12 protein-coding genes are annotated in these 14,675 nt (G+C 68.9%); 3 read left to right on the top strand and 9 right to left on the bottom strand.

The window, feature by feature from the left end:
• Window positions 1-154 precede the first annotated feature (154 nt).
• From DB31_RS05425 to DB31_RS48615, 9 genes are all read right to left on the bottom strand, one after another.
• The gene (locus tag DB31_RS05425; RefSeq protein WP_052419732.1) at window positions 155-3,598 is read right to left on the bottom strand and encodes a WD40 repeat domain-containing serine/threonine protein kinase; all 3,444 of its coding nucleotides are present in this window, start codon (window positions 3,596-3,598) and stop codon (window positions 155-157) included.
• Between the two features lie 57 nt (window positions 3,599-3,655).
• Window positions 3,656-4,684 (bottom strand): inorganic phosphate transporter, encoded by a 1,029-nt coding sequence (locus tag DB31_RS05420; RefSeq protein WP_044183223.1) that lies wholly within the window; start codon window positions 4,682-4,684, stop codon window positions 3,656-3,658.
• A gap of 1 nt (window position 4,685) precedes the next feature.
• Window positions 4,686-5,312, bottom strand: coding sequence for a DUF47 domain-containing protein (locus DB31_RS05415; RefSeq protein WP_044183220.1), 627 nt, complete (start codon window positions 5,310-5,312; stop codon window positions 4,686-4,688).
• Between the two features lie 153 nt (window positions 5,313-5,465).
• The gene (locus DB31_RS51180; protein WP_052419731.1) at window positions 5,466-6,149 is read right to left on the bottom strand and encodes a M15 family metallopeptidase; all 684 of its coding nucleotides are present in this window, start codon (window positions 6,147-6,149) and stop codon (window positions 5,466-5,468) included.
• A 129-nt stretch (window positions 6,150-6,278) separates the two neighbouring features.
• Window positions 6,279-7,679 (bottom strand): sigma-54-dependent transcriptional regulator, encoded by a 1,401-nt coding sequence (locus DB31_RS05405; RefSeq protein WP_044183217.1) that lies wholly within the window; start codon window positions 7,677-7,679, stop codon window positions 6,279-6,281.
• Window positions 7,676-9,121, bottom strand: a complete 1,446-nt coding sequence (locus DB31_RS05400; RefSeq protein ID WP_044183214.1) for a sensor histidine kinase — start codon at window positions 9,119-9,121, stop codon at window positions 7,676-7,678. Before DB31_RS05400 ends, DB31_RS05405 begins: the two co-directional genes overlap by 4 nt.
• 58 nt (window positions 9,122-9,179) lie before the next feature.
• On the bottom strand, window positions 9,180-9,914 hold the full coding sequence (gene sitI6 / locus DB31_RS05395) for a SitI6 family double-CXXCG motif immunity protein (RefSeq protein WP_044183211.1): 735 nt from the start codon (window positions 9,912-9,914) through the stop codon (window positions 9,180-9,182).
• Between the two features lie 6 nt (window positions 9,915-9,920).
• Window positions 9,921-10,637, bottom strand: coding sequence for a SitA6 family polymorphic toxin lipoprotein (gene sitA6 / locus DB31_RS46320; protein ID WP_083968026.1), 717 nt, complete (start codon window positions 10,635-10,637; stop codon window positions 9,921-9,923).
• Window positions 10,638-10,683: 46 nt separating this feature from the next.
• A complete protein-coding gene (locus tag DB31_RS48615; protein WP_157231839.1) occupies window positions 10,684-10,830 on the bottom strand; it encodes a hypothetical protein in 147 nt (48 codons plus the stop codon).
• A 46-nt stretch (window positions 10,831-10,876) separates the two neighbouring features.
• Between DB31_RS48615 and DB31_RS05385 the strand changes: the two genes are divergently transcribed.
• The 3 genes from DB31_RS05385 (at window position 10,877) to DB31_RS05375 (ending at window position 14,673) form a co-directional block, all read left to right on the top strand.
• Complete coding sequence (locus tag DB31_RS05385) at window positions 10,877-11,812, top strand: MBL fold metallo-hydrolase (protein ID WP_044183205.1); 936 nt, start codon at window positions 10,877-10,879, stop codon at window positions 11,810-11,812.
• 32 nt (window positions 11,813-11,844) lie between these two features.
• The gene (locus DB31_RS05380) at window positions 11,845-13,608 is read left to right on the top strand and encodes a M14 family metallopeptidase (protein WP_044183202.1); all 1,764 of its coding nucleotides are present in this window, start codon (window positions 11,845-11,847) and stop codon (window positions 13,606-13,608) included.
• 126 nt (window positions 13,609-13,734) lie between these two features.
• On the top strand, window positions 13,735-14,673 hold the full coding sequence (locus tag DB31_RS05375) for a TIGR02266 family protein (RefSeq protein ID WP_083968025.1): 939 nt from the start codon (window positions 13,735-13,737) through the stop codon (window positions 14,671-14,673).
• Window positions 14,674-14,675 lie beyond the last annotated feature (2 nt).

Below are 14,675 nucleotides of genomic sequence, written 5' to 3'. Positions count from 1 at the left end.
TAGCTCTCACCTGGGCATCCCAGGTGTGACCGTGAACGTCACACTGTGATGTCGCGAGATCGGCTACCCCGGCCGGCCTCAAGGCTCACTGTTCGGAAAGGTCGGGGGTTTTGAGCGCGAAAAGTCCCGACCTTTCCGAACAGTTCATGACGAGTCAGCGGGACGCCACCTGCCTCAGCCATTCCCGCAGCTCATCAGGCTCCAGCGGCAGATCATCCCGCCACACCCGCACCGTGCCGTCGTGCCCAGCGGACAGAACCTGGCGCCCATCCCGGGAGAAGGCCACGCGGATGACCGGTCCCTCGTGTCCCTGCAACGGCCGGCTCTCGCCCGTCTGGAGGTCCCAAAGGCGCACCGTGCCATCGACACTCGCGGAGGCCAGCCGCTCACCCTCTGGCGAGAAGGCCCAGCTGATCACGATGTGCGTGTGCCCCAGCAGCGGGCTTCGCTGCTTGCCTGTCTGGACATCCCACCGCTGGATGCTGGAGCTCCCCGCGTTGGCCACCAGCAGCTGCGTCCCATCCGGAGAGAAGTCCAGCGCGGAGACTCCCGCGCCTCCCAGGTCCAGCCGCTGCCCGGTGTTCCCCTCCAACCGATGCAGCCACGCCGTGTGGTCGTCGCTCCCGGAAGCCAGCCGCTGGCCCTCCGGTGAGAAGACCACCACCGAGACCTCCGACTGGTGGCGGTACAGCACACGTCCCTCACCGTTCGGCAGGCTCCAGAGGCGCAGCGTCCCATCCGCTCCACCCGAGGCCAGCTGATGACCTCCGGGAGAGAAGGCCAGCGCGCGCACCACACCTTCGTGCCGCCCCAGCACCCGCCCTTGGCCCGAGGCCGCCTCCCACAGCCAGATGCCTCCTGAGGCCTCTCCCGCAGCCACCCAACTTCCGTCCGCCGAGAGCGCCACCGCCTTGAGCGGCCCCGTGGCACCCGTGAACTGCTGGAGCCGCTGGCTCTGCTCATTCCAGAGCGTCACCGTGCCGTCCCGCCCCGCAGTCACCAGCCGAGAGCCCTCCGGCGACACATCGGCCGCGGTCAGCTCGCCCGGCCCCACCTGCACCTCCTGCGTGGAGGTGCCGTCCAGACGGGACACGCGCAGCCGGCCGTCCAGCCCTCCCACGGACACCCCGTGGCGTCCATCCTTCGTAGGAGCCAGGGCGAGCACCTTGCTCATCAGTGCGCTCTGGCGCTCGGCCAACGGCAGGTGGCGCGACATCAGCGAGAAGGCATCCGCCGAAGGCTTCCCCGTGTGCACTGCCAAGATACGGGTGGAGTGATCCACCACGTCGTAGATGCGGCCCGCGCCATCCTGGCTGGTGGTGATCACCGACGCCCCATCCCGAGAGAAGGCCACGGAGGTAATCGGCGCCACGGCACCGTGCAGCACGCGCGGCTTGCCGGTGGCCACCTCCCACACCCGGGCCTTGCCATCCCGCCCCGTTGCTCCCAGCCACCGACCATCCTCGGAAAACGCGAGCGAGGCCAGCCACCCGGGAGCACTCGCGAACGTCCTGGGAGCCCCGCCCGGCAGCTCCCACACCAGAACGGGCCCCGAGGCGGCGTGCGCCGCCAGCCAGCGGCCATCGGGCGAGAACTTCAGCGAGTGGATGGGCCCGGACTTCCCCTCCAGCACCCGCATGGGCTGGCCCATGCCCTCCCACAGGAGCACCTGGCCCTCATCCACGCCGACAGCAAAGGCGCCGCCCTGAGGCGCAGTGGCCAGGGAGTGGATGGGCCGCTCACGGCGGACGAGGAGCTGGCCCGTGCCGCTCTCCACATCCCACAACCGCACGGAGAGGTCCCTCGCCCCCGCCGACAACAGGTGCCGCCCATCGGACAGGAGGCCTGCATCGACCGCCTCGTCGCCATGCGTCCCCACCCGGCGGCCCTCGCCCGAGGCCGTCTCCCAGACCCAGAGCTCTCCGCCGTAGTCAGCCGTAAAGAGGCGGCGCCCGTCCGGCGAGAAGAACAGCGACATGACGGGCCGGGTCGGTCCCTTCAGCAGGCGCGAGGTGCCCGTGGCCAGCTCCGTCAGCCGCACCTGCCCGTCCTTGCCGCTGGAGGCCACGCTCCGCCCGTCGGGCGAGAAGAGGGTACGCCACGCCTCGTCCCCGAACGTCTCCAACACCCGTGACGTGCCCGCCTTCACGTCCCAGAGGCGAACCGTGCGGTCGTCGCTCGCGGTGACCACCTGGAGTCCATCGGGTGAGAAGATGGCCTGGTTGAGGCCGGCGGCATGGCCTCGGAGCGTGAGGGGAATCCCCTGCGCCAGCGCATTCGCGGCCAGCGTGCGCGCCTGGCCCCACGCCGTGAAGGACGCCGAGAGCGAAGCCAGTTGTGAGAAGACGTGCTCGGGTGACTGCGCCACCAGCGAGCGCGCGTCGATCAACGTGAGCGCATCGGCGCGCTGCGTGGCCTCGCGCTCCGCCTTCTCCGCGATCGCCTGCTTCTGCTCGGCGCGGTCCCGCTCCCGGAGGATTCTCTGGTGGTCGAGTACCACCCCCGCCATCAACGCCACCACCGCCGCCGCCGCCACCGTCAGAGCCGCGCGGTGCCTCCGAGCGAAGCGCATCATGCGCTCCCACGGCGTATAGCGGTGCGAGGCCACCAGCTGGCCTCGCAGGAAGCGGCGCAAGTCCTCGGCCAGCTCACGGGCCGTGGGGTAGCGCTGCGAGGGCTCGCGCGCCATCGCCCGGGAGACCAGGCCCGACAGCTCCTTGGGGAGCCGAGGCTGAAGCTGGGCCAGTGGCGCGGGCTCCTCGCGAACCACCTGCTTGAGGATCTCCCGGGAGGTGACGCCCGTGTAGGGCATCCGGCCCGAGAGCAGGTGATAGAGGATCGTCCCCAGCGCATAGACGTCCGCGCGCTCGTCCACGGGCTGCCCTGCGGCCTGCTCGGGAGGCATATAGGCCGGAGTCCCCAGGACGGTACCGGGAGCGTGGCGCTCTGGCCGTTCCAGTTCCTCGGCCAGCCCCCAGTCGACGACGACCGTCTCACCGAACTCGCCCACGAGGATGTTGGAGGGCTTGAGGTCTCGGTGGATGACCCGCTGGCTGTGCGCGTAGGCCATGGCCTCGGCCACCGCGAGCACATGCGGCAGCGCGGCCAGGCGCTCCTCCAACGTCCGCATGGCCTCCACGACGTGCGCCAGCGAGCGCCCCGACACCAGCTTCATCGCATAGAAGGGCGGGCCGCCGGGCCACCGCCCCGCCTCGTACACCGGCACGATAGAGGGGTGCTGGAGCCGCGCGGTGATGCGGGCCTCACGCAGAAAGGTGTCCTCGGTGGACGAGCCCGGCGCAATCGGCTCCTTGAGCGCCACGAGCCGCTCGAGGTGGAGATCCTTCGCGCGCAGGATGCGTCCGTGGCCGCCCTCGGCGACGATGCCATCCAGCAGGTAGCGCTTGCGCTCCACCAGGGGCAAGTCCCACCCGCCCTGCATGGGCGCCACGCCCCCTATCGAGCCCGTCCGCTGGCTCGGGTGGAGCGTGGGAGCGAACGCATCCCCGGCAGAGGGCACCACCTCATCCCGCGATTGCGGCTGGGGGGAGTCCTCCCCGTCCTCCGAGGGCGGGGCGGACTTCGCGGACTCGTCCATGACTGGGAGGGAGCCTAGTCCGGGAGTCCGGCTGGCGCCCACCCACCCCGCCCGGAACTACCCCACCATCCGCACCACGGCCCAGGTGAGCCCGTAGACGAGGATGGCCATGGTCGCCGAAGCCGGAATGGTGAAGACCCAGGCCCAGATGATCCGGCCTGCCACGCCCCACTTCACCGCGCGCCAGCCCTTGGTGGAGCCCACGCCCACGATGGCGCCGGTGATGGTGTGCGTGGTGGAGACCGGAATGCCCCACAGCTTCGCCAGCGCGATGATGGTGACACCGCCGCCCGTCTCCGCCGCGAACCCGCCAATGGGCGCCAGCTTCGTCAGGCTGTGGCCCATCGTCCGGACGATGCGCCAGCCGCCGAAGAAGGTCCCCAGGGCGATGGCCGCGTGGCACGAGAGGATCATCCACCAGTCGATGTGGAACTCCCGGTCCTTCCAGATGGTGCCGAAGAGCACCACGGCGATGATGCCCATCACCTTCTGCGCGTCGTTGGTGCCATGGCTGAACGAGAAGATGCCCGAGGACACCAACTGCAGCCGCCGGAACCACGTGTCCACCTTGAGCGGGGTCTGCTTGCGGACGCTCCAGGTGCTGGCCAGCATCAGCAAGATGGCCATCGTCATGCCGATGAGCGGCGACAGCACGATGAAGGCGGCAATGGTCGCGATGCCCGTCCCCATCAGCCCGGCGAAGCCCAGCACCGGCAGCGTGGCGCCAATCATCCCTCCCGCCAGCGCGTGAGAGGAGGAGGACGGCAGCCCCCACCACCACGTCAGCAGGTTCCAGGCGATGGCGCCCACCAGGGCCGAGAAGATGACCATCAGCACGGCTGTGGAGCCCTGGGCCTTGAGCATGTCGAAGTTGATGATGCCCTTGCCCATGGTGTTGGCCACCTTCACTCCGCCGCTGAACGCCGCGATGAAGTTGAAGAAGGCTGCCCAGGCCACGGCCAGGTTCGGCGACAGCACGCGCGTGGACACCACCGTGGCGATGGAGTTCGCCGCGTCGTGGAAGCCGTTGATGAAGTCGAAGATGAGCGCGACCGCGACAATGACGACGACAGCCGTGAGCAGCATGTCAGGAGTGCTCCAGGACCACGCCCTCGATGACGTTGGCCACGCTCAAGCACTTGTCCGTGGCCGTCTCGATGAGATCGTAGATCTCCTTCCACTTGATGATGGTGAGCGGATCCGCGCCGCTCTTGAACAGCCGGCCCATGCCCGCGCGCAGCACCTCGTCCGCCTGCGTCTCCAGCTTCTTGATGGCCTTGCACCCATCCAGGATCTGCTGCGGCTGCTTGATGAGCCGCAGCGCCGCGACCACCTCGCGGACCTTCTCCGCGCTCAGCACCAGCAGCCGCGCCAGCTCCACGGCGTCCGGCAGGCTGGACTGTATTTCGTAGTAGTGCAGCCGCGCCGCCGCCGCGTTCGTCAAATCCAGCACGTCGTCGATGCGGCCCAGCAGCGTGTGGATCTGCGTCCGGTCGAACGGGGTAATGAACTGCTGGTGCAGCCGGTTGAACGCGCGGTGGGTGACTTCATCGCCCTTGTGCTCGACGTCCTTGAGCGCCTGCACGCGGGCAGCGACGTCCTTGTAGTCGCTCAGCAGGGCGTGGAGCATCTTCGCGCCCTCCACCGTGACGGCACACTGGGCGTCGAAGTCGTCGAAGAACTCGTCCGACTTGGGCATCAGCTTCTGGAGCATCCGGCCTCCTGGGCGCCCACCTGCGTGGGCGCGGGAACCAACGGAAGGCCGTGACATGCACGAGCCCCTCCCGTTGCGGGGCCGTGACTATCCGCACCGGCCTCGGATCGCCAGTGCTCAGTGCGGGGAAGGCGGATTTCACACAGGCTGAAATTAGCCCTTGAACGTCCAGTGCCAGTACTCGCCGCGCACGTCGTTCTGGAAGCCGTACTTGGCGGCGTTGTTCTTCATCCAGTTGAAGGCCTTGCTGCTGTAGCTGCCAATGCCACCCACGTCCATGGAGATGCCGTTCTGGTGGTTGGAGTAGCCCGGCTTGGCGGCGAGGTTGCCCGTGCCGTTGAGGTACTTCTGGTAGAGCACCCGCTGCTGCTCCATGGTGCGGAAGCCGCTGGTGGCCGACAGGTTGACGCCGGCCTTGGCGGCCGCGGCCTGCATGGCCTTGAAGTTCCGGGCGGCGTCCGCGCGCATGTACTGGCCGTTGCCCACGGGGACCACGGTGATGGTGGAGGGCCGGCCGTTGGTGTACGCCGTCACCTGCTTGCCGCCCGCGGGCGTGCCCGGGTTGGACACGACGCCGCCGCGCAGCGCCGCCCACGTCTTCGGGCCCACGATTCCATCCGCAGTCAGCCCGCGCGAGGACTGGAAGCTCTTCACCGCCGCAGTCGTCTTCGGGCCGAAGTCCCCATCCGCCGCGATGTTGTAGCCCTTGTTGCGCAGCAGGTTCTGCAGCTGCGTCACGGACGCACCCTTGGCGCCCTGGCGCAGCGTGGGATCGCTGGCGGCGACGGCGGCGAAGGAGGTCTGGGCGGTACGCTGGGCGGCGCTGACGGCGGTCATGGGCAGAAGCTCATTTCTTGGAAAAAGAGACCCTGCCCATTTATCGAGCGCTGAGAACCAGAGTTGCTACCTACACCTACATTTCCCGCAACATGTTCTGCGGCTTTTGCAGTGCAGTGCGTTACCCAGTCATTCCGAGCGTTTGAAGTCGTCGGAGCGCACGCCGTAGCGCTTGAGGAGCCGGTGGAGGCTCTCGCGCTCCATGCCGGCGCGCTCGGCGGCGTGGGTCACGTTTCCGCCGAATTCCTGCATCAGCGCCACCAGGTACTCGCGCGACACGGCATCCCGGGCGCTGTCCACGGCCTCGCGGTAGGGCATCTTGGCCAGGCTCTCGGCGGGCAGCGGGCCTCCACCGCTGGAGGACGGGCTCAGCTCGGGCGGCAGATCCTCGGGGCGGATGCGAGGCCCCGGTGCCACCGCCACCGCCCGCGCCACGGCGTTCTCGAGCTGCCGCACATTGCCCGGCCACGCGTACGCCGTCAGGGTGCGGAGCGCCTCGGGGGTGAAGCCTTCGAGAGGGCGGCCTGCCTTGGCCAGGAAGTGCATGGCGAGCAGCGGAATGTCCTCGCGCCGCTCTCGCAGGGCGGGCATCCGCACGGTGAAGACATTGAGACGGTAGTAGAGGTCCTCGCGGAAGCGGCCCGCGGATACTTCGGCCTGGAGATCCCGGTGCGTGGCGGCGACCACCCGCACGTCCACGTTGATGGGCTGGGTGGTGCCCACGCGCCGCACCTCCTTCTCCTGCAGCGCGCGGTTGAGCTTCACCTGCATCGCCAGCGGCAGGTCTCCGGCTTCGTCCAGGAAGAGCGTGCCGCCGTGGGCCTCCTCGAAGAGCCCGGCCTTGGCCACCGTGGCTCCCGTGAAGGCGCCCTTCGCGTGGCCGAACAGCTCGCTCTCCACCAGCTCCGCCGGCAGCGCGCCGCAGTTCACCGCCACGAAGGGGCGGCCCTTCCGAGGGCTCTCGGCGTGCACCGCGCGCGCGGCCAGCTCCTTGCCCGTGCCAGTCTCCCCCGTGAGCAGCACCGTGAAGTCCCTCGCGGCGCCCTGGGTCAGGAGGGCGCAGGTCTGCCGCATCGCCGCGCTGGTGCCGAGCAGCCCGTGGAAGTCCGGGGCCGCCGCGAGCTGCTGCTTGAGCCCCTCGGCCTCGCGCCGCTGCCGCCGCTGCTCCAGCGCCCGGGCCACCACGAGCGCCACCTCGTCAGGGTCGAACGGCTTGGCCAGATAGTCATAGGCACCCTCGCGCATGGCCTCCACCGCCTTGGGGATGCTGGCGTAGGCCGTGACGAGCACCACCTCCGTGGCCGGCCAGCGCCGCTTCACCTCGCGCAGCACCGCGAAGCCGTCCGCTCCGGGCATCTGGATGTCGGTGACGACCACGTCGAACTCGCGCGAGGCCAGCAGCCCCAGCGCCCGCTCCCCGTCCGCCGCCGTCGTCACCGCGTAGGCGTCCCCGAGGATGCGCGAGAACAGCTTGAGCATGTTCTCCTTGTCGTCCACCACCAGGACGCTCGGCTTGTCCGGTGCGCTCATGCGCCCTCCCGAGGCGGCGGCAGGTGCAGCGTGAAGCGCGCTCCGCCCAGTGGGCCTGCATCCGCCTCGATGCGTCCGCCGTGCGCGTGGGCGATGGCTTGGCTCACCGCGAGCCCCAGCCCCGTGCCCGAGGACTTCGTCGTGAAGAAGGGCTCGAAGAGGCGAGGACGCTCTTCCGGCTTCACCCCAGGCCCCGAGTCCGACACCGCCACGCTCGCGCCTCCTCCGGCTTGGGGCTCGATGCGCACCTCCACCCGGCCGCCCGAGCTCGCCGCCTCGGCCGCGTTCACCACGAGGTTGAAGAGCACCTGCCGCACCCGCTGCGGATGGGCCCAGGCGGGGGCATCTCCCTCCACACGCACCTCCACGCCCTTGAGCTTCGGCGACTCCTGGAGGCGGGCCACGACTTCAGTGCAGACCTCACGCAGGGCCAGTGGCTCCACGGCGACCCGGCCAGGGCGGGAGAGATCCAAGAGCCCCTCGACGATCTGCTGACAGCGGACGGCCTCCTCCTCCAACACCTTGAGATCCTCCGCGAGCGAGCCCTCGGCCTTGCGCTGGAGCAGGCGGACATAGCCGAGGATGACGCCGAGCGGGTTGTTGATCTCATGCGCCACGCCCGCCGCGAGCCGGCCGATGCCCGCGAGCTTCTCGTGCTGGACGAGCTGCTCCTGGTGCGCGCGCAGCGCCTCAGTCATCCGGTTGAACTGGGCTGCGAGCCGGCCGAACTCATCCGGAGCACCCTCGGGGATGCGGGTGTTCAAGTCTCCCTGAGCCAGACGGGAGGCGCCCTCCGTGAGCCGCGCCACCGGCCGCGCCACCGAGTTGCCGATGTAGAGCCCCACGCCCGCGGCGAACAGGGTGGCGCCTCCAAGGAACACCACGGCCCACAGGAAGCTCGCATGTTCCACGGCCCCCACGTGCTCCTCGAACGAGCCAATGGAGGCATCGAAGCGCCGGGCGAGCGCATCCGCGCGGGCCTGGATGGTGGCGACAAGCTCCAGCGCGTGGCCGTGGGCGGCTGTCACCGCAGCTTGATCCTTGGAGACCACGGCGGGCAGCAGCGTGTCGCGGTAGAGCCGGTCCAGCGCATCGCCGGACTCCTGGATGTCACCGACCCAGGCGCGCTCCTCGGCATCCTGGGCCTGCTCCCAGAGCTTACGGGTGAGCGCCTCCACGCGTGCCCGGGCGTCGGCGTGGAAGCGGGCATGGCTGTCGTTGCCGAGGATGATGGTGTGGGCCAGGTGGGCGTACTGGTCTCGCACGGCGGTGGCGAGCTCCAGCGCGGCACGGACGCGGCCGCTGGCGGCCTGGAGGGCGTGCGTCCCCTCGTGAATCTCGTTGATGCGCCCGAGCGCGAACAGGGACGCGGCGGCGAACAGCGCCACGAGCGCCCCGAAGGCGAAGAGCAGCTTGCGGGTGATTCCAGGCGGGGCAGGCATCCTCCTCTCTATATAAGGAGGACGGGCTGGGTGTGACTGGCTCGGAGAGCCGCCTGCCTCAATATGGCGATGCGGCGCGCACGGGAAGCTCGCGGAAGAGGAGATCGTCCGAGTACCCCAGGTGGCGAACCGCGTCCACGAAGCGCTCCGTGCCCAAAATCATTCCTGCGGAGTCTTCGAGCCGGAACACATCCACGTCCTTCGGGAGCGTGGCCGCATCAAGCACGGGCTCTTTGGGATGCTGGAGGCTCACTCGCTCGCACTTGGGGCACGGAGGAGACCGTTCTGGCAGGCACTCCGCATGGAATCTGCCCCGAGGCAGCAACTCCATTTCCAGCAGTTCGGGTGGGTTCTTCGTGCGGAAGCGCAGCTCCGTGCGGCACCCCTTCAGCCCTTGCAAGCCCTCCTTCTGCAAGTGCTCCAGCGACTCCCGTCTCATGAGCAGGATCCACGGGTGATCCAACAACAACGGGCCCACTTCTCCCTGAATGGAAGCCGTCATGGGGCCGAAATCCGTCCCTGGCCAGAGCGGGACGCCTGTGGGAACCCAAGGGCGCACCTGCTCGCGCAGCCGCTCGAACTCCGCGAAGTCCTCCTCCAGCCGCGCCGAATACTTCTTCTGCTCCCGAGGCGGCAAGTGAGACAGATCCACCGAGGGAAAGGCGCTCGCGGAGGTGCCCCCGGAACGCTGGCACACCGGACAGGATGCGCCGGGCAGGCACCACTTGTGCCCATCGGTGTGCGTGGCGGAGTACCGGCGGCTCGCGACGTCCTGTAACCAATAGAAGCGCATGGCCCCTCAGTACTCCGTGGGAAGCGATGGCGGCTGCTTCCAGTAGGGCATCACAGGCCCAAACAGCTCGAACTCGTAGATGAGCTGGCCTGCATGCCGGTAGATCTCCTCCTTCGGGGCCCCCTGCAGACGGGCGTTGATGAACTGTCTCCACGCTTCGTTCCACGGCCCCCCGCGTTCTCCTCGGTGAATGCTCCGGTGCTTCTCCACCTTGAGCGGTATCACGTACGCGTCGACGGCGATGCCCTGCTTGCCAAACCACTCCCGGAAGGCCTGAGGAAAGATGTGGTGCTTCTCATGGGGCTTGCTTCGTTCCTTGGCCGCTTCCTCCAGCAGCGCCTTCTGGCTGGGCAGCAATGGAGGCTTGTGGCGCCAGGGGATGATGAAGACCGGCCGAGAATCCCGAGGAGGCTCCTGCGCACTTCCCCAGTAACGCTGCGTGCTTACTGGACTCCTCGGGAGCAGTAGCGGCCCACCTCTCGTGGGCACCACGATTCCCGAAGAAACGTGCTCCATGACTTCCTGGCAGCGAAACAGCCCGCACTGGCTTCCATCGCACATCGCCAGCAGGCTGCTCTCTTGCGCGCATGCTTCCTCAAACGAGAGAGCGTTCCCTTCATCCGTATCGGGAGCACGCTCCAGTTCCGACGGCTGCGTCGTGGCGCAAGCCACCAACGCCCCCAGCAGCCACAGGCATATCCAGCGCCATCGGAGTCTTGTCATGGGATGACGAGCATATCCGGCGTCAGGAGTCAGCAGACCGCCGTAGCTACGCCAGCACCGACAGGATGCGGGAGGCCCGGCTGCTCCAGGGACTGTCCGCACTCAGGAACGCAAGCGGCCACGCCAGATCGCAGTCCGCCAGCAACAGCTGCAGCCCCTTGGGAAACTCTGAACGCTTCTCCGCTGGGTTCACGCCGGGCTCCTGGATCGTGGGTGCTCGCGAGCCTAATGTTCCCCCCATGGCGCTGCGCTTCAAGAACCTCGACGGCAGTGGGCCCCATGGCTTCGACACCGTCTTCAAGTGGGCCGTGGGTGACAAGCTCCGAGGCCTCCGCCGCAAGTCCCCCTCCCGCGCTCCCGTCCCCCGCGTCGAGCCGGATCTCGCTGCCCTCGCCACTCCACCCGCCCCCGGCCAGGGCGCGCGCCTCACGTGGCTCGGCCATGCCAGCTGGCTCGTGCAGCTCGACGGCATCTCCCTCCTCATCGACCCCGTGCTGCGCGACGCCATCAACGTCGTCATCCGCCGCAACGTCCCCACCGGTGTCCCCACCGAGAAGCTGCCCCCCATCACCGCCAGCCTCGTCTCGCACAACCACTACGACCACCTGGACCTGCCCTCGCTCAAGGACGTGGGCGCCCCCATCGTCACCGGCCTCGGCCAAATGCCCGTCTTCAAAGGCTCACGGCTGGGCTGCACCGAGCTGGACTGGTGGGGCTCCACGAAGGTCGGCCCCGTCACCGTCCACTATGTCCCCTCGCAGCACTGGAGCCGCCGCGCGCTCGCGGGCCCCAACGAGATGCTCTGGGGCGGCTTCGTGATTGAGGGCTCCAGCGCTCGCCTCTACCACTCCGGCGACACCGCCTACTTCGAGGGCTTCAAGGAGATTGGCCGCCGCCACCCGGGCATCGACGCGGCCATGCTCCCCATTGGCGCGTATGACCCGGCGTGGTTCATGAGCAAGCAGCACATGAACCCCGAGGAGGCCGTGCAGGCCTTCGAGGACCTGGGCGCCTCGCGCTTCCTGGCCATGCACTGGGGCACCTTCAAGCTCACCGACGAGCCGCTCGACGAGCCGCCCCAGCGCCTGGACGCCGAGTGGAGCCGGCGCCACTGGCCGCGCGAGAAGCTCCACGTGCTCGCCGTGGGCCAGAGCCTCCACGTGCAACAGGGTTGAGCCGGGCCGGAGGGTGTGGTTTGCGGGGGCTCATGCTCCTGCCCGCCTTCCTCGCTGTCCTCCTCACGCAGGCTCCGCTCACTACCACCGCCGAGCGCTCCGGCTGGACGCGCACCGGCCGCTACGCGGAGGTGGAAACCCTCTGCCGCGACTTCCCCAAGGCCTTCCCCGGCAAGGTGCGCTGTGAGACGTTCGGCACCACCCCCGAGGGCCGCCCCATGCTCGCGCTCGTGGCCAGCGCGGACGGCACCCTCACCCCCGCCGCCAACGCCAAGAAGAACCGCCCCGTCGTCCTCTTCCAGGGCGGCATCCACTCCGGAGAGATTGACGGCAAGGACGCGGGCTTCTGGCTGCTCCGGGACGTGCTCGCGGGCAAGGCGCTGCCGGGCGTGCTCGGGCAGGTGACGGCGGTGTTCGTCCCCGTCTTCAACATCGACGGCCACGAGCGCTTCGGCCCCAACAACCGCCCCAACCAGGTGGGCCCCGAGGAGATGGGCTGGCGCGTCACCGCCCAGAACCTCAACCTCAACCGCGACTATGTGAAGGCGGACGCCCCGGAGACGGTGGCCCTGCTCACCTTCCTTCACGCGTGGAACCCCCTCTTCTACCTGGACCTCCACGTCACCGACGGCGCCAAGTTCGAGCACGACGTCTCGCTCACCATGGAGCCCCTCTACGGCGGCCCCGAGCCAATGCGCGCCCTCGGCCTGAAGCTCCGGGACGCGCTCGTGACAGGGCTCGAGGCCCAGGGGCACCTCCCCGTCACCTTCTACCCCTCCTTCATCCAGGACGATGACCCGGCCACCGGCTTCACCGCGGGCATCGCGCCTCCGCGCTTCAGTCAGACGTACTGGGCGGTGAACCACCGCTTCGGGATGCTGGTGGAGACGCACTCCTGGAAGCCCTACGCCCACCGGGTGAAGACCACGCGCAACGTGCTGGAGGGCGCGCTCCAGTACGTGGCCGCCAACGGTGCTGCCCTGCAGGCCGCGGCGAAGGCGGCGGACGCGGCGGCCGAGGCCGGCCAGGTGCGCCAGGTGACGCTCGCCTGGGACCACACCCAGAAGAGCCGGACCATCGAGTTCCGCGGCTACGCCTACACCCACGAGACGTCGCCCGTCTTCAACCAGCGGGTGGTGAAGTACGACGACACGAAGCCCCAGGTGTGGAAGGTGCCCTTCTATGACGAGGTGGTGCCCAAGCTCACCGTGACGCTGCCCACCGGTGGCTACCTGGTGCCCGCCGCCCACGCGGCCTGGGTGGAGCCCAAGCTGCGCGCCCACGGCCTGCGCTTCCAGCGCCTGGACAAGACGGTGCCCGCCGCGGAGGTGGAGGCGTTCCGCGCCACCGAGGTGAAGTTCCAGCCCCAGTCCTACGAGGGCCGCCAGGGGCTCGCCGCCCAGGGCGCGTGGAAGCGAGAGAAGCAGGCGCTGCCCGCGGGCTCGCTGTACGTGCCAGTGGCCCAGCCCGGGGTGGAGGTGGTCGCCCACCTGCTGGAGCCGGCCGGCCCGGACTCGCTGATCACCTGGGGCTTCTTCAACAACCACTTCGAGCGAAAAGAGTACATCGAGGAGTACGTGCTGGAGCCCTTCGCCCGAGAGCTGCTGGCCAAGGACCCGGCCGTGAAGGCCGCCTGGGAGGAGCGCCTGAAGGACGCAGCCTTCGCCCAGGATGCGCGCGCCCGGCTCAAATTCTTCCAGGAACGCCACCCTTCCTATGACACGCGGCTGAACCTCTACCCCGTCTTCCGGCTGGACGCGCCGCCTGCGGGTCTGCGCCCCCTGAAGTCGAGGTGAGCCCGTCCGGCAGCAGGTGCTACAGCCCTGAGAGGGGAGGTGTCCCGCCCACTCCCCGACGGGTTGGGTGAACATCCACCTGCCGATATGTGGATAGGGCGGTTTCCTCGGGTATGGTGTTGGGCCGTGGCTACCTTCAGTCTCGCAGCATTGTGGAACGGCTCCGCCATCCCCGGTCATGTGGCCGGCATCGTGGAAGCCATCGAAGAGCTGCTGCCCTCCACGCAGCCCGTCGAGATCATCATCGCCCTGCGCGAGAACGAGGCCAACCTCGAGCTGAAGCTGGAGATGTCCGACTTCCCGCGGATGGAGATGGACCGCTTCGCCTGGGAAATCAAGGCGAGCAAGGGCACGCTGGTAGAGCTGTGGAAGATGCCCAAGGCCGAGCGCGATGCGTTCCGGGCCGCGGCCTTCACCGGCAACATCATCACCGCGGAGAACTACTGGACGGCCGCCAGCACCCTGAAGGAGCACCTGGAAGGCATCGTCGCGCGTGGGCTGAAGCCGCTGATTCCTCAGCAGGCCCTGCCGCCCGTCAACCGGCCCGCTCCGGCCCCGGCCCCCGCCCCCGAGGCGGAGCCCGTCGAGGCCGCGGAGATCGTCGACGAGCCGCTGGGGACGGAGGTGGCCGACGAGCCGCTCGTCGCGGGCGAGCCCGTGGACGACGTGGAGCCCATCGAGCCCATCGAGGAGGTGGCGGAGGCGGGGGAGGTGGTGCAGGGGCAGCCCGAGGCCGCCGCACCCACGGGCGCGGAGCTGCGCCGCTACAAGCGCTTCCCGGTGCAGCTGGAGATGGAGTTCCGCACGGAGCTGGACTTCGTGCGCGAGCACGCGACGAACATCTCCAACGGCGGCCTCTTCGTGCGCACGGCGCACCGGCCACCCATGGACTCGATTGTCCGGGTGGACGTGAGGCTGCCCAACGGCGATCGCCTAGAGGGAGACGCCCTGGTGGTCCACGTGGTGGATGATCCGTACAAGGGCGGCGTGGGGCTCGCGTTCCTCAGCGATGACCCCACCTTCGCGGAGACGCTGGACCGGTACCTGGCCAGCCTCGCCCCCTAAGC

This window comes from Hyalangium minutum, from assembly GCF_000737315.1.
Taxonomy (GTDB): Bacteria; Myxococcota; Myxococcia; order Myxococcales; family Myxococcaceae; genus Hyalangium; species Hyalangium minutum.
Note: the sequence above shows the minus strand (reverse complement) of the source record. Positions and strands in the feature narration are given on the sequence as shown.

Excerpts from the sequence above, each read along its gene's own strand:
- DB31_RS05425 (WP_052419732.1), bottom strand. The coding sequence starts at position 3,598 with ATGGACGAGTCCGCGAAGTCCGCCCCGCCCTCGGAGGACGGGGAGGAC.
- DB31_RS05420 (WP_044183223.1), bottom strand. The coding sequence starts at position 4,684 with ATGCTGCTCACGGCTGTCGTCGTCATTGTCGCGGTCGCGCTCATCTTC.
- DB31_RS05415 (WP_044183220.1), bottom strand. The coding sequence starts at position 5,312 with ATGCTCCAGAAGCTGATGCCCAAGTCGGACGAGTTCTTCGACGACTTC.
- DB31_RS51180 (WP_052419731.1), bottom strand. The coding sequence starts at position 6,149 with ATGACCGCCGTCAGCGCCGCCCAGCGTACCGCCCAGACCTCCTTCGCC.
- DB31_RS05405 (WP_044183217.1), bottom strand. The coding sequence starts at position 7,679 with ATGAGCGCACCGGACAAGCCGAGCGTCCTGGTGGTGGACGACAAGGAG.
- DB31_RS05400 (WP_044183214.1), bottom strand. The coding sequence starts at position 9,121 with ATGCCTGCCCCGCCTGGAATCACCCGCAAGCTGCTCTTCGCCTTCGGG.
- sitI6 (WP_044183211.1), bottom strand. The coding sequence starts at position 9,914 with ATGCGCTTCTATTGGTTACAGGACGTCGCGAGCCGCCGGTACTCCGCC.
- sitA6 (WP_083968026.1), bottom strand. The coding sequence starts at position 10,637 with ATGACAAGACTCCGATGGCGCTGGATATGCCTGTGGCTGCTGGGGGCG.
- DB31_RS05385 (WP_044183205.1), top strand. The coding sequence starts at position 10,877 with ATGGCGCTGCGCTTCAAGAACCTCGACGGCAGTGGGCCCCATGGCTTC.
- DB31_RS05380 (WP_044183202.1), top strand. The coding sequence starts at position 11,845 with ATGCTCCTGCCCGCCTTCCTCGCTGTCCTCCTCACGCAGGCTCCGCTC.